Origin of the sequence: Streptomyces solitudinis, from assembly GCF_036323765.1 — a bacterium.
GTDB lineage: Bacteria > Actinomycetota > Actinomycetes > Streptomycetales > Streptomycetaceae > Streptomyces.
Window position 1 is genome coordinate 58,004 of the sequence record NZ_JAZDCW010000008.1, and the last position, 18,614, is coordinate 76,617.

An 18,614-nucleotide genomic window follows, 5' to 3' on the forward strand; every position below is an offset into this window, starting at 1 on the left:
GTCGTCCCTCGGCGTTTGTACTTGCCACGACGACGACGGGAGAGCCGATGCGTGCAGCGTCTATGGCGGCCCACCCTGCCAAGCAGGGGTTGTACGACCCCCGGTACGAGCACGACGCCTGTGGTGTCGGCTTCGTGGCCACCCTCACCGGCGAAGCGAGCCACCGTCTCGTGGAGCAGGCGCTGACCGTTCTGCGCAACCTCGAACACCGTGGCGCCACCGGCTCGGAGCCCGACTCCGGGGACGGCGCCGGCATCCTGGTGCAGGTCCCCGACGCCTTCCTGCGCGAGAGCGTCGCCTTCGACCTGCCCGCCGCGGGCGCCTACGCCGTCGGCATCGCGTTCCTGCCGGCCGACGAGGCCGAATCCGCCGCCGCGCTCGCGCGCATCGAGGAGATCGCCGCCGAAGAGAACCTGAACGTCCTCGGCTGGCGCGACGTGCCCGTCGCCCCGGAGCTGCTGGGCAACGGCGCGCGGGCCACGATGCCCGTCTTCCGCCAGCTCTTCGTCGCCGCCGCCGACGGCGCCCGCGAGGGCGTCGCGCTGGACCGGCTCGCCTTCGTGCTGCGCAAGCGCGCCGAGCGCGAGGCCGCGACGTACTTCCCGTCGCTGTCGGCCCGCACCCTCGTCTACAAGGGCATGCTCACCACCGGCCAGCTCGAACCCTTCTTCCCCGACCTGTCGGACCGCCGCTTCGCCTCCGCCATCGCGCTGGTGCACTCCCGGTTCTCCACCAACACGTTCCCGAGCTGGCCGCTCGCACACCCCTACCGGTTCATCGCGCACAACGGCGAGATCAACACCGTCAAGGGCAACCGCAACTGGATGCGCGCCCGCGAGTCGCAGCTCGCCACCACCCTCTTCGGCGACGGCCGGTCGCTGGAGCGGATCTTCCCCGTGTGCACGCCGGACGCCTCCGACTCGGCCTCCTTCGACGAGGTGCTGGAGCTGCTGCACCTGGGCGGGCGGTCCCTGCCGCACTCGGTGCTGATGATGGTCCCCGAGGCGTGGGAGAACCACGACTCCATGGACCCGGCGCGCCGCGCCTTCTACCAGTACCACGCGACGATGATGGAGCCCTGGGACGGACCGGCCTGCGTCACCTTCACCGACGGCGTGCAGGTCGGCGCCGTCCTGGACCGCAACGGCCTGCGCCCGGGACGCTACTGGGTCACCGACGACGGCCTGGTGGTCCTCGGTTCCGAGGTCGGCGTCCTGGACATCGACCCGGCCCGCGTCGTGCGCAAGGGACGCCTCCAGCCGGGCCGGATGTTCCTGGTGGACACCGCCGAGCACCGCATCATCGAGGACGACGAGATCAAGAGCGCCCTCGCCGCCGAGCACCCCTACCAGGAGTGGCTGGACGCCGGGCTCACCCGGCTGGCCGACCTGCCCGAGCGCGAGCACATCGTGCACACCCACGCCTCGGTCACCCGGCGCCAGCAGACCTTCGGGTACACCGAGGAGGAGCTGCGCGTCCTGCTCGCCCCGATGGCCCGCACCGGCGCCGAGCCGATCGGCTCGATGGGCACCGACTCGCCCATCGCCGCGCTCTCCGACCGGCCGCGCCTGCTGTTCGACTACTTCACCCAGCTGTTCGCGCAGGTCACCAACCCGCCGCTGGACGCCATCCGCGAGGAGCTGGTCACCTCGCTGCACTCCGGGCTCGGCCCGCAGGGCAACCTGCTGGAGCCGACGTCGGCCTCCTGCCGCAGCGTGACCCTGCCCTTCCCGGTCATCGACAACGACGAGCTGGCCAAGCTCATCCACATCAACGCCGACGGCGACCGCCCCGGTCTGAAGGCCACCACGCTGTCCGGCCTGTACCGGGTGAGCGGCGGCGGCCAGGCGCTGGCCGACCGCATCGAGGAGATCTGCCGGGAGACGGACGCGGCCCTCGCCGGCGGCGCCCGGATCATCGTGCTCTCCGACCGGCACTCCGACGCCGAGCACGCCCCGATCCCGTCGCTGCTGCTCACCTCGGCCGTGCACCACCACCTCATCCGCACCAAGCAGCGCACCCAGGTGGGGCTGCTGGTGGAGGCCGGGGACGTGCGCGAGGTGCACCACGTCGCGCTGCTCATCGGCTACGGCGCGGCCGCCGTCAACCCCTACCTGGCCATGGAGACCGTCGAGGACCTGGTCCGCGCGGGCACCTTCCTGGAGGCGGACACCGAGCCCGGGGCCGCCATCGGCAACCTCATCAAGGCGCTCGGCAAGGGCGTGCTGAAGGTGATGTCCAAGATGGGCATCTCCACCGTCGCCTCCTACCGCGGCGCCCAGGTCTTCGAGGCCGTCGGCCTGGACGAGGCGTTCACCGAGAAGTACTTCCACGGCACCGCCACGAAGATCGGCGGCGCCGACCTGGACGTCATCGCCCGCGAGGTCGCCGCCCGGCACGCCAAGGCGTACCCCGTCTCCGGCATCGCGGCCACCCACCGCGACCTGGAGATCGGCGGCGAGTACCAGTGGCGCCGCGAGGGCGAGCCGCACCTGTTCGACCCGGACACCGTCTTCCGGCTCCAGCACTCCACGCGCACCCGCCGCTACGACATCTTCAAGCAGTACACGCGGCGCGTGGACGAGCAGTCCGAGCGGCTGATGACGCTGCGCGGCCTGTTCCAGTTCGCGGGGGAGCGCACCCCCGTCCCGCTGGAGGAGGTCGAGCCCGCCTCGGAGATCGTCAAGCGGTTCTCCACCGGCGCCATGTCCTACGGCTCCATCTCGCAGGAGGCGCACGAGACGCTGGCCATCGCCATGAACCAGCTCGGCGGCAAGTCCAACACCGGCGAGGGCGGCGAGGACCCGGAGCGGCTGTACGACCCGGCCCGGCGCTCCGCCATCAAGCAGGTGGCCTCCGGACGCTTCGGCGTGACCAGCGAGTACCTGGTCAACTCCGACGACATCCAGATCAAGATGGCCCAGGGCGCCAAGCCCGGCGAGGGCGGCCAGCTCCCCGGCCACAAGGTGTACCCGTGGGTGGCCAGGACGCGGCACTCCACACCGGGCGTGGGCCTGATCTCCCCGCCGCCGCACCACGACATCTACTCCATCGAGGATCTGGCCCAGCTGATCCACGACCTGAAGAACGCCAATCCCAAGGCGCGCATCCACGTCAAGCTGGTCTCCGAGGTCGGCGTCGGCACCGTCGCCGCCGGCGTGTCCAAGGCGCACGCGGACGTCGTGCTCATCTCCGGCCACGACGGCGGCACCGGCGCCTCCCCGCTCACCTCGCTCAAGCACGCGGGCGGCCCGTGGGAGCTGGGCCTGGCCGAGACGCAGCAGACGCTGCTGCTCAACGGGCTGCGCGACCGGATCGTGGTGCAGACCGACGGCCAGCTCAAGACCGGCCGCGACGTGGTGGTCGCCGCGCTGCTCGGCGCCGAGGAGTTCGGCTTCGCCACCGCCCCGCTGGTCGTCTCCGGCTGCGTCATGATGCGCGTGTGCCACCTGGACACCTGCCCGGTCGGCATCGCCACGCAGAACCCGGTGCTGCGCTCGCGCTACGCGGGCAAGGCCGAGTTCGTCGTCAACTTCTTCGAGTTCATCGCCGAGGAGGTCCGCGAGATCCTGGCCGAGCTGGGCTTCCGCACCCTGGACGAGGCCATCGGCCACGCTGAGCTGCTGGACACCACCCGCGCCGTGGACCACTGGAAGGCCCGCGGCCTGGACCTGGCCCCGCTGCTGTACGTGCCGGAGCTGCCCGAGGGCGCGGTGCGCCACCAGATCGCCGCGCAGGACCACGGCCTGGAGAAGGCCCTGGACAACGAGCTGATCAAGCTCGCCGCGGACGCGCTGACGGCGGACAGCGCCGAGGCCGCCCAGCCGGTACGCGCCCAGATCGCCATCCGCAACGTCAACCGCACCGTCGGCACCATGCTGGGCCACGAGGTGACGCGGAAGTTCGGCGGCGCCGGACTGCCCGACGACACCATCGACATCACCTTCACCGGCTCGGCGGGCCAGTCCTTCGGGGCCTTCGTGCCGCGCGGCGTCACGCTGCGCCTGGAGGGCGACGCCAACGACTACGTAGGCAAGGGCCTGTCCGGCGGGCGCGTCGTCGTCCGGCCGGACCGCGGCGCCGACCACCTGGCCGAGTACTCGGTCATCGCGGGCAACACCCTCGCCTACGGCGCCACCGGCGGCGAGCTGTTCCTGCGCGGCAAGGTCGGCGAGCGGTTCTGCGTCCGCAACTCCGGCGCGACGGTCGTCTCCGAGGGCGTGGGCGACCACGGCTGCGAGTACATGACCGGCGGCGTGGCCGTCGTCCTGGGCGAGACGGGCCGCAACTTCGCGGCCGGCATGTCCGGCGGCGTCGCCTACGTCATCGACCTGGACCCGGACAACGTCAACCGCGACCTGGTGTCCGCCGTCGGGGAGCTGGACACCACCGACCGGCAGTGGCTGCACGACGTCGTGCGCCGCCACCAGGAGGAGACGGGCTCCACCGTGGCCGAGCGGCTGCTCGCCGACTGGGATGCCTCCGCGGCCCGGTTCCGCAAGGTCATCCCGCCCACCTACAAGGCCGTGCTCGCCGCCAAGGACGCCGCCGAGCGAGCCGGACTCACCGAGTCCGAGACCCACGAGAAGATGATGGAGGCGGCGATCAATGGCTGACCCCAAGGGCTTCCTGACCACCGACCGCGAGGTCGCCGCGACGCGTCCGGTCTCCGAGCGGGTCAAGGACTGGAACGAGGTCTACGTCCCCGGCTCCCTGCTGCCGATCGTCAGCAAGCAGGCCGGGCGGTGCATGGACTGCGGCATCCCGTTCTGCCACAACGGCTGCCCGCTCGGGAACCTCATCCCCGAGTGGAACGACTACGCCTACCGCGAGGACTGGCAGGCCGCCAGCGAGCGGCTGCACGCGACGAACAACTTCCCGGAGTTCACCGGGCGGCTGTGCCCGGCGCCGTGCGAGTCGGCCTGCGTGCTGGGCATCAACCAGCCCGCGGTGACCATCAAGAACGTCGAGGTCTCCATCATCGACAAGGCGTGGGACACCGGTGACGTGCGCCCGCAGCCGCCCGAGCGGCTCTCCGGCAAGACCGTCGCCGTCATCGGCTCCGGTCCGGCCGGTCTGGCCGCCGCCCAGCAGCTCACCCGGGCCGGGCACACCGTCGCCGTCTACGAGCGGGCCGACCGCATCGGCGGGCTGCTGCGCTACGGCATCCCCGAGTTCAAGATGGAGAAGCGGCACATCAACCGGCGCATCGAGCAGATGCGGGCGGAGGGCACGAAGTTCCGCACCGGTGTGGAGGTCGGCCGCGACGTCCAGGCCACCGACCTGCGGCGCCGCTACGACGCCGTCGTCATCGCCGCCGGGGCCACCGTCGCCCGCGACCTGCCCGTTCCCGGCCGGGAGCTGAAGGGCGTCTACCAGGCGATGGAGTACCTGCCGCTGGCCAACAAGGTGCAGGAGGGCGACTACGTCACCGCGCCGGTCTCGGCCGAGGGCAAGCACGTCGTCGTCATCGGCGGCGGCGACACCGGAGCCGACTGCGTGGGCACCGCGCACCGCCAGGGCGCGGCGTCCGTCACCCAGCTGGAGATCATGCCCCGGCCGGGCGAGGACCGCGCGCCGCACCAGCCGTGGCCGACGTTCCCGATGCTGTACAAGGTCACTTCCGCGCACGAGGAGGGCGGCGAGCGGGTCTACTCCGTCTCCACCACCCACTTCGAGGGCGACGCGGAGGGGAACGTCGCGTTCCTGCACCTGGTCGAGGTCGAGTTCGTGGACGGCAGGCTGACGCAGAAGCCGGGCACCGAGCGGAAGATCCCCGCCCAGCTCGTCACGCTGGCCATGGGCTTCACCGGCACCGACCAGGAGAACGGCCTGACCCGGCAGTTCGGCCTGGCGATGGACGAGCGCGGCAACATCAACCGGGACGCGGACTACGCCACGAACATCGACGGCGTCTTCGTCGCCGGTGACGCCGGGCGCGGCCAGTCCCTGATCGTGTGGGCCATCGCCGAGGGCCGCTCGGCGGCCCGGGGCGTGGACCGCTACCTCACCGGCGGCAGCGCGCTGCCGGCCCCCGTCAAGCCGACGGACCGGGCGCTCACCGTCTGACGCGCCCGCTCCCGCCGGTGCCCGTTGTCCTGTACAACGGCGTACGGACACCGCCGCGGTGTCCGCCCTCAACCCCGACCGAGGGCGGACACCGCGGTTTTTCCGTTTCCCGCGCGCCGGTCCCCGCCCGCCGGGCGGCGCGGCGGGGGAACCGGGACGCCGCGGGGTACGTCTCATGGGCAATCGTGAGGAGGAGCCATGCGACACACCCACGGCAGGACCCGGCGGACGGCGGCGGCACTGCTCGCCGCGACGGCGGCGCTCGCGCTGGCCGGCTGCGGTGAGCAGCAGGCCGGCGGCGGCCAGGCGGGGGACGAGCAGACCGTCCGGCCGCAGGACCCGACCCCCTCGGCGGCACCCTCGCCGTTCGAGCAGCGGGCCGCGGTCATCGAGAAGAACTGGCCCGACGTGACCCCGGCGAAGGACAGCGGTCTCATGCCGCTCCAGGGCGTCGAGCCGCTGAAGGCCGGTGATCTCACCCTGACCGTCACCGTCGGGCACGGTGCCTGCGACACCGACTGGGGCGTCCACCTGGAGGAGTCCGCCGAGCTGGTCATCCTCGGCGGCTGGCACGAGGCCGACGAGAACGAGTTCTGCACCGAGCAGCTCGTCACCGACGAGGTGCGCGTCGAGCTGGACGAGGAGCTGGGCGGGCGCACGGTGGTGGACGCCGCCACCGGCGAAGCCGTCGCCGGGAACGGGAGCGGCTCCGGCGGCTGACCGCCTCCGGCGCGGGCGCGCCGGACGGGTGAATGGCGGCGCCGGTCCGTGATGTGCCGGGCACGATGGCGCAAGGTGGCAGTGTCACCGGCGGTGCCGCCAGGCGCACCGTGCGTACCCGCTCGGGAGGAGCCCGGCCCATGAGGAAGCGCGTCCGGCGCCGCGCCGCCGCCCTGGCCGCCGCCCTGTCGCTGGCCCTGACCGCCTGCGGCACCGGCTCGGGCGGCCCCGGCGGCGACACGCTCACCGTCTGGATCATGCAGGGCACCAACCCCGGCGCCGAACCGTTCTTCGCCCGCGTGGGCAAGGAGTTCACCCAGCGCACCGGTGCGGCGCTGGACGTGCAGTACGTGCCCTGGCCCGACGCGCACGACAAGTTCACCAAGGCCATGGCGGGCGGCACCACGCCCGACGTGGCCGAGGTCGGCACCACCTGGACGGCCGAGTTCGCGGACGCCGGGGCGCTCGCCGACCTCACGGCGTTCAGCGGCGCGGCCGGCCTCGACGACGACATGGTGCCCGCGCTGCGCGCCGCGGGCACCTACGAGGGCCGGCTCTACGGCGTCCCCTGGTACGCGGGCGTGCGGGCGCTGCTGTACCGCAGCGACGTCTTCGAGCGGCACGGGCTGAGCGCGCCCGCGGACTGGGACGAGCTGCGCGAGGTGGCACAGACGCTCGGGGAGAAGGAACCCGGCCTGCTGCCGTTCCCCGTCCCCGGCGACAGCGAGTACGTCCTGGACGCCTTCATCTGGGGCGCGGGCGGGGAGCTGGCCATCCGCGACGGCGGACGCTGGACGTCCGCCGTGGACCGCCCGGCGGCGGTGCGCGGCGTGGACTTCTACACGTCGCTGGCCACCCGGTACGGCACGTCCGCGAAGGCGGTCACCACCTGGGACGAGGCCGACCTCGTCGCGGGCATCACCCGCGGCAAGGTCGCCATGGCGGTGGCCGGGAGCTGGACCCCGGCCGCCATCACCGCCGACGCCCCCGAACTGGCGGGCCGGCTGGCCGCGGCGCCGCTGCCCGGCCCCGACGGCGGGATCAGCCCCTCGTTCCTCGGCGGCTCGCACCTGAGCGTCTTCAACTCGGCCCCCGACCCGGAGCTGGCCTGGGAGTTCGTCGAACTGCTGACGTCACGGGAGTTCGCCGCGGACTGGGCGGAGCAGTCCGGCTACTTCCCGGGCCGCACCTCGCAGGTGGAGCGGGCCGGGCGGGAGGGCGGACCGCTGGTGGCGCCGTTCGCCCGGCAGATGGCCGAGGGCGGCCGCACCGTCCCCGTCACCCCCGCCTACGGACGCGTCCAGGGCGAGAAGACCCTCGCCCGGATGGTGCAGGCGATCCTCAGCGGCAGGAAGAGCGTCCGCGAGGCCACCGCGCAGGCCGCGGCCGACATGGACGAGACCTTTGGCCGCTGAACTCACGCGGGCCCCCGAGCCGCCGCGGACCGCGCCCGCCCCGCCGCCGCGCACGACCGGGGCCCGCACCGCCCGGCGGGCGGCCCGCGCGGCCCGCCGCCGCAGGTCGGCGCGCCCCTGGCTGCTGATGGCGCCCGCCCTGCTGGCCGTCGGCGGGCTGCTGCTGTGGCCGCTGGGCCGTGTGGTGTGGATGTCCTTCCAGGACTACGGGCTGCGCGAGATCGTCACCGGCACGACGAACTTCACCGGCACCGCCAACTACGCCGAGATCCTCGGCAGCTCCTACCTGTGGACGACCGTCCTGCCCAACACGGTGCTGTTCGCCGCCGCCTGCGTGGCGCTCACCGTCGTGCTGGGCACGCTGGTGGCGCTGCTGCTGCACCGGCTGGGACGGCTGTGGCGGACCGTCACCGCGAGCGTCCTCATGATGGCGTGGGCCATGCCCGCCGTCACCGGCACCTACGTGTGGGTGTGGCTGTTCGACCCGCTCGGCGGTGCCGTGGTGCAGGGCCTCGGCGCGTTCGGGCTCGTGGAGCCCACCGAGACCAACTGGTTCACCGGGCGGCTGTCGTTCTACGCCATCGCCACGCTCAACGTCGTCCACCACGGCTTCCCGTTCGTCGCCGTCACCGTCTTCGCCGGGCTGCTGACCATCCCGCGTGAACTGCACGAGGCGGGCGTCGTGGACGGCGCGAACGCCTGGCAGCGGTTCTGGGCCGTCACGGTGCCCTCGATCCGGCCGGTGTTCCTGGTCGTGATCATCCTGTCCACCATCTGGGACATGAAGGTGTTCGTGCAGCTGTACCTGATGCCGGGCGGCGACGGGGCCAACCCGGAGGTGCTGAACCTGGGCGTGTGGTCCTACGTCGAGTCCTTCGCCCAGCGGCAGTACGGCATGGGGGCGGCGATCGCCGTCCTGCTGACGCTGCTGCTGCTCGGCGTCACCGTCCTGTACATCCGGGCGCTGCTGCGGGAGAGCGAGGAGCTGTGAGACCCACGCCGGCCGCGCGCTGCGGCACCGCGGCCGCCACCGCCGCGCTGCTCGCCTTCACCGCCCTGCCCGTGTACTGGATGGTGACCTCCGCCTTCGACCCGCGCGCCGGGGCGCGGGGCGCGGCGCCGCTGCCGTCCGGGTTCACCCTCGACCACTTCCGCTACGTGCTGGCCGAGGGCGGCTTCGGCCGGTTCCTGCTCAACTCCGCGCTGGTGGGCACCGGGACGGTCGTCCTGGCCGGCGCGCTGGCGCTGCTCGCGGCCGTCGCCGTCGCCCGGTTCGCCTTCCGGCTGCGCACGACGGTGCTCGTCATGGTGCTGGTCGTGCAGATGGTGCCGCTGGAGGCGCTGGTCATCCCGCTGTTCGTGCAGATGCGCAACCTGGACCTGCTCAACAGCCTGCTCGGACTCACCGTGGTCTACCTGGCGTTCTCGCTGCCGTTCTCGATCTGGATGCTGCGCGGCTTCGTCGCCGCCGTGCCCCGCGAGGTGGAGGAGGCCGCCTACCTGGACGGCTGTTCCTGGTCCCGCATGTTCCGCTCGGTGCTCCTGCCGCTGGTGGCCCCCGGGCTGGTGGCCACCAGCGTGTTCTCCTTCATCGTCGCGTGGAACGAGTTCGTGTTCGCGTTCACCTTCCTCCAGGACGAGGGGAAGTTCACCGCCGCCGTGGGCCTGCACCGGTTCTTCGGGCAGCACACCAACGACTGGGGGGCGGTGATGGCCGGTTCCACGCTCATCACCCTGCCGGTGCTGGTGTTCTTCGTCCTCGTCCAGCACCGGCTGGCCACCGGCCTCGCCACGGGGGCGGTCAAGGGCTGAGCGGACAAGCGCGGAGCCCACCGCGACGTCCCGGCCTAGGCGGACTCCCGGCTGGGGGACGTCGTCAGGGCGACATCCTGTTCCGGCCAGGTCGTGTCCCACGGGAGCGCGGCACCGGCCGCGTGCGCGGCGGCGAACGCGTCCCCGCCGAGCGCGGCGCGTGCCGCGGCGGTGATCCGGGCCACGTCGCCGCGTTCCCCGGGCGGCAGCGGGGCACCGGCGAAGGTGCGGGCCGCCTCGGCGGCGCCCAGCAGCCGCGCGGCCTCCCGGGCCTCCCCGGCCAGCACCCGCGCACCGGCCAGCCCCTCCAGGGCCAGCGCCACCGCCCGGGGGTCGCCCACCCGGCGGGCGACGGCCAGCCCCTCGGAGTGCCGGGCCAGCGCCGCCTGGGCCTCGCCGCGCAGCTCCGCGACGAAGCCCAGCTCCGCGAGCAGCAGCGCGCTGCCGGGGTCGAAGTCGATGCGCCGGTGCCGCTCCAGCGTGCGCAGGAGCTGCGCCTCGGCCGCGTCCAGGTCACCGGACCTGCGGGCGCCCAGCGCCAGCCCCGTCTCGGCGTGGATGACGCCGGCGGTGTACCCCTGGTCGGCCGAGCGCCGCAGCGCCCGCTCGTGCAGCTCCCGGGCCTGCTCCGCGTCGCCGGTCAGCAGGGCGACGCGGGCCAGCGCGGTCATCCAGTCGGCGGCCTGCGGCCCGAGCCCCAGCTCCTCGGCCGTGCGCAGGGCCTGCGCGCACAGCTCCCGCGCGCGGACGTAGTCGCCGGTGATCTCCGCGAGGCCGGCCAGGAGTTCGGCGGCTTGCAGGCGGCCCCAGCCGTCCCCGAGTTCCGCGAACGCGGTGGCGGACGCCAGCCCGTCGGAGCGGGCCGCGGCCAGGTCGCCGCGGACGAGGGCCTGCTTGCCGCGCAGGACCAGCGCCGCCGCCTCCGTCCAGCGGTCTCCGCCGGGCAGCTCCCGCAGCGCCCGCAGGGTCCAGCTCTCGCTGGCGGACAGCTCGCCCGTCGTCCACAGGGCCAGGGCCACCAGCCACGCGGCGTGGGCCCGCACCGGGCCCGCCACGGAGTCCGCGCGGTCGCCGAGCGCGGCCTCGGCCAGGGCCTGCCGTTCCTCGGGGGCGCTGTCCAGCAGCGCGGTGGCCGCGTGCCACGCCTGGGCGGTGGCCCGTACGGCGTGCGGGGCCGGGCCCGGCGTGGCGAGCGCCAGCTCCAGCGCCCGGCGGGCCTCCCGGGTGCGTCCGCGCACGAACCAGAACCAGCCGAGCGCGCCCGCCAGCCGCAGGGCCGTCTCCGCCGCGCCCTGCCGGTGCGCGGTGTCCAGCGCGGCCCGCAGGTTGCCGGACTCGGCGTCCAGGCGCTCCAGCCACGCGCACTGCTGCGGACCGTGCAGCCGTCCGGCGGCCTCCTCGGCCAGCGCGGCGTACCAGGCCGCGTGCCGTCCGCGCAGGGTCTCCAGCTCCCCGGCCTCCCGCAGCCGCTCCAGGCCGTAGGCGGCCACCGTCTCCAGCAGCCGGTAGCGGGGGCCCGCGGGCGTCGGCACCACGGTGACCAGCGAGCGGTCCACCAGCCGGGCCAGCACGTCCAGCACGTCAGCGGGCGCGACGTCACCCGGCGCGGCGCCTTCGGACGCCTCGTCGCCCGGCGCGGCGTCCTGTGGCGCGGCGTCTTCGCCGGGCAGGGCGCCGGGGCGGGGGGCGGACGGGGGAGGGGCGGCCCGCTCCGCTCCCGCGCACACCGCTTCGGCGGCGGCCAGCGCGCAGCCGTCTGCGTGCACGGCCAGCCGCCGCAGGACGACGGCCTCGGCGCCGGTCAGCAGCTCCCAGCTCCACTCCAGCACCGCGCGCAGCGTCTGCTGCCGGGCCGGGGCGCCGCGCAGCCCCCCGCCGAGGACCCGGAACCGGTCGTCCAGCCGGGCGGCCAGTTCCGGGACGCCCAGCACCCGCACCCGCGTCGCGGCCAGTTCCAGGGCGAGCGGGATGCCGTCCAGCCGGCGGCTGATCGCGGCGACCGCCTCGGCGGTGCGCGGATCGTCCAGGTCGAGACCGGGGTCGGCCGCCGCCGCGCGCGCCGCGAACAGCTCCCGGGCACCGGCGCCGTCCAGCGGCGGCACCGGCCACACCACCTCGCCGGACAGGGCCAGCGGCTCCTGGCTGGTGGCCAGCACCCGCACGCCGGGGGCCGCGCGCAGCAGCCCGGCGGCCAGCGCGGCGGCGGTGTCCACGACGTGCTCGCAGTTGTCCAGGATCAGCAGCACCTCCTTGCCGTGCAGGGCCTCCGCGACGCGCTCACCGGGCGCCCGGCCGCCCGGCGGCCGCCCGCCCGGCCGCTCACCCGCGTCGTCGCGGAGCCCGAGCGCGGCCAGCACGGCGTCCTCGACGGCGAGCGCCCCACCGGACGCGTCCCCGGCCGGGGCGGCAGCCGTGCCCCCCGGGCCTCCCGCATGGGGGCGGACCGGGCCCAGTTCCACCAGCCACACCCCGTCGGGGGCCGCCGCCGCGGGCAGCCCGGCGGCCGTCTCGACCGCCAGGCGCGTCTTGCCCACCCCGCCGGGGCCGGTCAGCGTCACCAGCCGGGCCGAGCCCAGCAGACGGCGCAGCCGGGCCACGGCCTCGTCCCGGCCGACGAGGGCGGTCAGCGGGGCGGGCAGGTTCCCCCGCGTCCGGCGCGGCGGCTCCGGCGCAGGGGCCAGCCGCGGCGCCTGCGTCAGCATGTCCCGGTGCAGGGCGGCCAGTTCGGGGCTCGGGTCCACGCCCAGCTCCTCGGCCAGGCGGTGCCGCAGGTCCTCGTACGCGGCCAGGGCCTCACCCTGGCGCCCCGACCGGTACAGGGCCCGCAGGTGCACCGCGCGCAGCCGCTCCCGCAGCGGGTGACGCTCCACCACCTCGCCCAGCTCCGCGGCGAGCTGGCGGTGCTCGCCGAGGTCGAGCCGCGTCTCGGCGTGCTCCTCCACGGCGGTGAGCCGCTCCTCGTCGAGCCGGACGGCTGCGGCCCGGGCGAACTCCTCGTCCGCGAAGTCCGCGTACGCCGGGCCGCGCCACAGGCCGAGCGCCTCGGCGAACAGGGCGCTCGCGGCCCGCGGGTCGGCCGCCGCGCGGGCCCGCGCGGCCAGGTCCCGGAACCGTGCCGCGTCCACCTCGGCGGTGACCAGCGCATAACCGGGCGGGCGGTGCGCCACCAGGGCGCGCGCTCCGGTCTCGGCCCGTTCCAGGGCGCGGCGCAGCTGGGAGACCTTCGTCTGGAGTGTGTTGGCGGGATTGCCCGGCGGGCGGTCGCCCCACACGTCCTGCGTGAGCCGGTCCACCGAGACCGTGCGGCCCTCGTGCACCAGCAGGTCGGCGAGCAGCGCCCGCACCTTCGCCTCCGGCACGGTGACCGGCTCCCCCTCCCCCGTCCACACCGCCAGCGGACCGAGCACCCCGAATCGCATGCGATCACCGTAACCCGCCCTGCGGGGACCGTGCGCCGACCGTCGGCGGACCGTGCGCGCCCGGCGGCACGCTGGTCCCACCAGCCGGGGACGCCCCGGCGGGAACGCCACACGATCAAGGGAGCACATTGATGGACGCCAAGGCCAAGACCCCCGTCACCGTCATCGGCCTCGGGCCGATGGGACGGGCGCTGGCTGGTGCCTTCGCGGGGAACGGCCACGCCGTGACCCTCTGGAACCGCACGCCCGGCCGCGCGCCGGAACTGGTGGAGGCCGGCGCGACGGAGGCGGCGACCGCCGCCGAAGCCGTCGCCGCCTCGCCGCTCGTCGTCGTCTGCGTCCTCGACTACGACGCCGCGCACGCCGTTCTCGGCCCCCTCGGGGAGGACCTGCGCGGCAAGACGGTCGTCAACCTCACCGCGGACACCCCCGAGCGGGCCCGCTGGACGGCCGCGTGGGCCATCGAGCACGGCATCGACTACGTGGACGGCGCGATCATGTCGCCGGCCGCCACCATCGGCACCGAGCACGCCGTCGTGCTCTACAGCGGCCCGGAGGACGTCTACCGCGCCTACGAGTCCGCCCTGGCGAGCTTCGGCGGCACCGGCACGTACCTGGGCACCGACCCGGGCCGCGCCGCCGGGTTCGACGTCTCGCTGCTGGACCTGTTCTGGACGACCATGACCGGGTACGTCCACGCCCTCACCGTCGCCAAGGCGGAGGGCATCGCCGCCCGTGACCTGGCGCCGCTGGCCAAGGGCATCGTCGGGATCATGGACGGGGTGATCGACGAGTTCGCCGCGAACGTCGACGACGGCACCCACCCCGGTGACGACAGCAACATCGTCTCCGCCGCCGCCAGCCTGGAGCACATCGTCCACACCGCCGGTTCCCGGGGCATCGACACGCGGGTGCTCGCCGCCGCGAAGGACGCCGCCGACCGCGCCATCGCCGCGGGCCACGGAAAGGACAGCTACTCCCGGCTCGTCGACACCCTGGGAGGCGCGGAAGGGAAGTGACCGGGCACAGCGCGCCGCGCGCGCCGGCCGTTCACGGTGTGGACGGCCGGCGCCCGGCCCGCTGCCGCGCGTCTAAGGTCGTGGACCATGACCAACAGCGAGATCGACGCGTCCGTGCGGGCCGAGCTGACGCGGCTGCGGGAGAGCATCGACAACATCGACGCGGCCGTCGTGCACATGCTCGCCGAGCGCTTCAAGTGCACGCAGCAGGTGGGCCGTCTCAAGGCGGCCCACCGCCTGCCGCCCGCCGACCCGGCGCGCGAGGCCCGGCAGATCGCGCGGCTGCGGCAGCTCGCCGAGAACGCCAGGCTCGACCCGGCGTTCGCCGAGAAGCTGCTCAACTTCGTCATCGCCGAGGTCATCCGCCACCACGAGACGCTGGCCGGCGGCACGGACGACTGAACCCCCGGCGCGGGCGGGGGCCGCTTCTCCACCCGGTCCGGCGGCCGGAGCGGGGCCCATGCGGCACGATGTCCCCATGTCCGTACTGACGCGCGGCGAAGCGCAGACCCGAGCAGCACTCCTCGACGTGCACCGCTACACGATCGACCTCGACCTGACCCGGGGCGACGACGTGTTCGGTGCGGTGACCACGATCCGGTTCACCGCCCGCGCGGCGGGGGACACGTTCGCGGAGGTGCGGCCCGCCGCCCTGCACCGCGCGGAGCTGGACGGCCGGGCGCTGGACGCGGACGCCTTCGACGGCGGGCGCCTCGCGCTCACCGGCCTGGCCCCGGGCGAGCACGAGCTGCGCGTCACCGCGGACATGCGCTACTCGCACACCGGCGAGGGCATGCACCGCTTCACCGACCCGGCCGACGGGCTCAGCTACCTCTACACCCAGTGCTGCCAGTCCGACGCGCCCCTGGTGTTCGCCTGCTTCGACCAGCCCGACCTCAAGGCCGAGTTCGCCGTCGCCGTCACCGCCCCCGAGGACTGGACGGTCCTGGGCAACGGCGTCGCCACCCAGGACCCGGGGCGGCCCGGCCGGTGGACGTGCGCGCTCACCCCGCGGCTGAGCACCTACCTCATGGCGGTGGCGGCGGGCCCCTACCACTCCGTGCGCACCGAGCACGCGGGGCTGCCCTTCGGGCTGCACGTGCGCCGGTCGCTCGCCGAGCACCTCGACGCGGACGCCGGGGAACTGTTCGCCATCACCCGGCGCTGCTACGACCGCTACCACGAGCTGTTCGACGAGCCCTACCCGTTCGACTCCTACGACCAGGCGTTCGTCCCCGAGTTCAACTCCGGCGCGATGGAGAACCCGGGCCTGGTCACCTTCCGCGACGAGTTCGTCTTCCGCTCCGCCGTCACCGACAACCAGCGCCAGACCCGCGGCATGGTCATCGCGCACGAGATGGCCCACATGTGGTTCGGCGACCTGGTCACCCTGCGCTGGTGGGACGACATCTGGCTGAACGAGTCCTTCGCCGAGTACATGGGCTTCCAGGTGCTCGCCGAGGCCACCCACTGGACGGACACCTGGACGGACTTCGCCATCGCCCGCAAGAGCTGGGGCTACGACGCCGACCAGCGGCCGTCCACCCACCCCGTCGCCCCCGACCCGCGCGACGTGCCCGACACCGAGGCCGCCCGGCTCAACTTCGACGGCATCTCCTACGCCAAGGGCGCCTCGGCGCTGCGCCAGCTCGTCGCCTGGCTCGGCCCCGGCGACTTCCTGGCGGGCATCAACGCCCACTTCGCCCGGCACCGGTTCGGCAACGCGACCCTCGCCGACTTCCTGGACTCCCTGTCCGGCGCCTCCGACAAGGACGTGCACACCTGGGCCGAGCACTGGCTGCGCACCAGCGGCCCCGACACCCTCGTCCCCGAGGTGACCGCGACCGCCCAGGGCGGCTGGCGGCTCGGGCTGCGGCACGAGGGCACCCGGCCGCACCGCCTGCTCGTCGGCGTCTACGACCGCGCGGAGCCCGACGCCACCGGAGGGGCCGCCGAAGACGGCACGCCCGGCCGGCTGGTGCTGCGTGAGCGCACCCCCGTGGACGTCCCCCAGGAGCGCGGCACCACCACGCTCGACTTCCCCGGGCCCCGCCCCGGCCTGGTGCTGCTCAACGACGGCGACCTCACCTACGCGAAGATCCGGCTGGACCCGGCCTCCTGGGACACCGCCCGCGAGGCCCTGTCCGGGCTGCCCGACGCGCTGACCCGCGCCGTCGTGTGGAACGCCGCGCGCGACATGGTCCGGGACGGGGAACTGCCGCCCGGCTCCTACCTGGAGGCCGTCCGCGCGCACCTGCCGCGGGAGACGGACAACGCCGTCGTGCAGGCCGTCCTCCAGTTCGCCCGCACCGAGGTCGCCGACCGGATGCTGCCCCCGCAGCGGCGCCCGGAGGCGCTGGCGGCGCTGCACGCCGTCTGCCACGAGCTGCTGGAGCGCACCGCCGGCGACACCGGCCGCGGGCTGCGGCTCATCGCCGTCCGCGGCGCCGTCGCCTCGGCCACCGACCCCGCCGGCATGGCCGCCTGGCTCCGGGCGGGCACGGTGCCGGGCGGCCCGGCCCTCGACCAGGAGCTGCGCTGGCAGCTCCTGCACCGGCTCGCCGTCCTCGGCGGCGCCACCGGGGAGGACATCGACGCCGAGGCCCGGCGCGACACCAGCGCCACCGGCCGGGAGGGCGCCGCCCGCTGCCGCGCCGCGCTGCCCACGGCCGAGGCCAAGGCCGCCGCGTGGGACGCGATGTTCGGTCCCGCCGACGCGCTGTCCAACTACCTGTTCACCGCGACCGCGCAGGGCTTCTGGCACGCCGAGCACACCGGCCTGGTGCGGCCCTACGCCGAGCGGTACTTCACCGCCGCCGTGGAGCTGGCCGGACGGCGCGGCGCGTCCCTCGCGCACTTCGCCGCCACCGCGGCCTTCCCGCGCACCCTGGCCGAGCCCGAGGTGCTGCGCCGGGGGGAGGCGTGCCTGGCCGGGGATTCCGTGCCGCCCGCGCTGCGCCGCCCGCTCGCCGACCAGCTCGACGACCTGCGCCGCGCCCTGCGCGTCCGCACCGCCGCCGGGGCCGCGGCGGGGCGGGACGGGGCCGCCGGGTAGCCGCCCGCAGACCGCCCCCGGGCCCGGCCGGCCTCCGGGGGCGGTCCACCGGTTCAGCCGAGCGGCACCAGGGCCCGGATGCGCTTGCCGCCCGTCCGGAGCCGGGTGACGCTCACGTCCGCGGCGAGGCGGTGGACCAGCGGCCAGCCGTAGCCGCCCGCGCCGAACCCCTCCCGGCCCGGCACGCTCACCGGGAGGGCGTCGCTGGCGTCGCCCACCGTGAGCAGCAGCCCGCCGCCGGTCACCTCGGCGGCGAAGCGGGTGAGGCCGCCGCCGTGCCGTATGGCGTTCGTGACGAGTTCGGAGGTGACCAGCAGCACGTCCGCCAGCGCCGTCTCACCCACGGCCGGGCCGCCCGGCCCGCGTTCGCGCGCCTTCAGCACCGCCATGACGCGTGCGCGGGCGTCCGCCGCGCTGACCGGTACGTCCTCGTCGGCGGACGCGTTGTCCGTGTGGCTGCTCTTCACACCGCTCCCACTCCTCGCGGGCGCACCTCCGCACCCCACGGAACCCCCTGCCCGCTGGACGGCCCTTCGTGCCCGGCCGTTACCGAACGGGAATCACGGGTGCCCCGCACGTGCCGTCCTACGCGTCGGCCCCGGCGGAAGCGGCCGTGCCGCCGTCCGGCCCGAGGCCGAAGAACGCCGCGGTGCCGGTGACGTCGAAGAGGCGGCGCACCACGTCGCTGAGCGGGCCGGCCACCACCATCGGCCGTCCGGCCGCCTCGTGCCGCCGCCGCGCCTCCATGAGGACGTGCAGGATCGTGGAGTCGGCGAACACCGTCTCGGAGAGGTCCACCACGGTCCGCCGCGTGTCCGACCGCAGCGCGCGGGCGAGGGCCTCCTCCAGCGCGGGGGCACTGTCGACGTCGATCTCCCGCACGACCCGTACGGAGAACGTCGCTGTCCCGTCGGCCTGCGTGACGACGGTGTCCGGCTCATCGATCATGCCCCCATTTTGGCAGGGCGGGAACCCGGTGGCGCCCCCGGAGGTGCCCGGGAAGGAGGGAGTTGCGTCACGGCGCCGCATGGCGGATGGTTGCCTGAGGGCAACGTTCCGTCGTAGGAGATGAGAGGTGAGCGGCCCCGGCCCCCCGGGGCCTGCC

At 74.7% G+C, this 18,614-nt stretch carries 12 protein-coding genes; 9 read left to right on the forward strand and 3 right to left on the reverse strand.

Annotated elements, in window-relative coordinates; genetic code table 11:
- Window positions 1-62 precede the first annotated feature (62 nt).
- From gltB to V1J52_RS20275, 6 genes are all read left to right on the forward strand, one after another.
- Window positions 63-4,616, forward strand: a complete 4,554-nt coding sequence (gene gltB, locus V1J52_RS20250; RefSeq protein ID WP_443075889.1) for a glutamate synthase large subunit — start codon at window positions 63-65, stop codon at window positions 4,614-4,616.
- On the forward strand, window positions 4,609-6,069 hold the full coding sequence (locus V1J52_RS20255) for a glutamate synthase subunit beta (protein WP_330141332.1): 1,461 nt from the start codon (window positions 4,609-4,611) through the stop codon (window positions 6,067-6,069). Before gltB ends, V1J52_RS20255 begins: the two co-directional genes overlap by 8 nt.
- Before the next feature lie 198 nt (window positions 6,070-6,267).
- Entirely contained in the window at window positions 6,268-6,789 is a 522-nt protein-coding gene (locus V1J52_RS20260; RefSeq protein WP_330141333.1) for a hypothetical protein, read from the forward strand.
- 140 nt (window positions 6,790-6,929) lie between these two features.
- Window positions 6,930-8,204 (forward strand): sugar ABC transporter substrate-binding protein, encoded by a 1,275-nt coding sequence (locus V1J52_RS20265; RefSeq protein WP_330141334.1) that lies wholly within the window; start codon window positions 6,930-6,932, stop codon window positions 8,202-8,204.
- The gene (locus V1J52_RS20270; protein WP_330141335.1) at window positions 8,194-9,195 is read left to right on the forward strand and encodes a carbohydrate ABC transporter permease; all 1,002 of its coding nucleotides are present in this window, start codon (window positions 8,194-8,196) and stop codon (window positions 9,193-9,195) included. The genes V1J52_RS20265 and V1J52_RS20270 overlap by 11 nt, the downstream gene beginning before the upstream one ends.
- On the forward strand, window positions 9,192-10,016 hold the full coding sequence (locus V1J52_RS20275) for a carbohydrate ABC transporter permease (protein WP_330141336.1): 825 nt from the start codon (window positions 9,192-9,194) through the stop codon (window positions 10,014-10,016). Before V1J52_RS20270 ends, V1J52_RS20275 begins: the two co-directional genes overlap by 4 nt.
- 35 nt (window positions 10,017-10,051) lie before the next feature.
- Here V1J52_RS20275 and V1J52_RS20280 read toward each other — a convergent pair whose 3' ends face one another.
- Window positions 10,052-13,435, reverse strand: a complete 3,384-nt coding sequence (locus V1J52_RS20280) for an AfsR/SARP family transcriptional regulator (protein WP_330141337.1) — start codon at window positions 13,433-13,435, stop codon at window positions 10,052-10,054.
- 131 nt (window positions 13,436-13,566) lie between these two features.
- Here V1J52_RS20280 and V1J52_RS20285 point away from each other — a divergent pair, with 131 nt between their 5' ends.
- The 3 genes from V1J52_RS20285 to pepN all read left to right on the forward strand — a co-directional run bounded on the left by V1J52_RS20285 (window position 13,567) and on the right by pepN (window position 17,509).
- The gene (locus tag V1J52_RS20285; protein WP_330141338.1) at window positions 13,567-14,454 is read left to right on the forward strand and encodes an NAD(P)-dependent oxidoreductase; all 888 of its coding nucleotides are present in this window, start codon (window positions 13,567-13,569) and stop codon (window positions 14,452-14,454) included.
- Between the two features lie 87 nt (window positions 14,455-14,541).
- Window positions 14,542-14,856 (forward strand): chorismate mutase, encoded by a 315-nt coding sequence (locus V1J52_RS20290; protein WP_330141339.1) that lies wholly within the window; start codon window positions 14,542-14,544, stop codon window positions 14,854-14,856.
- Window positions 14,857-14,932: 76 nt separating this feature from the next.
- Window positions 14,933-17,509, forward strand: a complete 2,577-nt coding sequence (gene pepN, locus V1J52_RS20295) for an aminopeptidase N (protein WP_330141340.1) — start codon at window positions 14,933-14,935, stop codon at window positions 17,507-17,509.
- Window positions 17,510-17,562: 53 nt separating this feature from the next.
- On the opposite strand, the gene V1J52_RS20300 is transcribed toward pepN, so the two are convergent.
- Window positions 17,563-17,976, reverse strand: a complete 414-nt coding sequence (locus V1J52_RS20300; RefSeq protein WP_330141341.1) for an ATP-binding protein — start codon at window positions 17,974-17,976, stop codon at window positions 17,563-17,565.
- Between the two features lie 118 nt (window positions 17,977-18,094).
- Window positions 18,095-18,457 carry an STAS domain-containing protein gene (locus V1J52_RS20305; RefSeq protein ID WP_330141342.1) on the reverse strand — a complete coding sequence of 121 codons (363 nt, stop codon included), beginning with the start codon at window positions 18,455-18,457 and terminating at the stop codon, window positions 18,095-18,097.
- Window positions 18,458-18,614 lie beyond the last annotated feature (157 nt).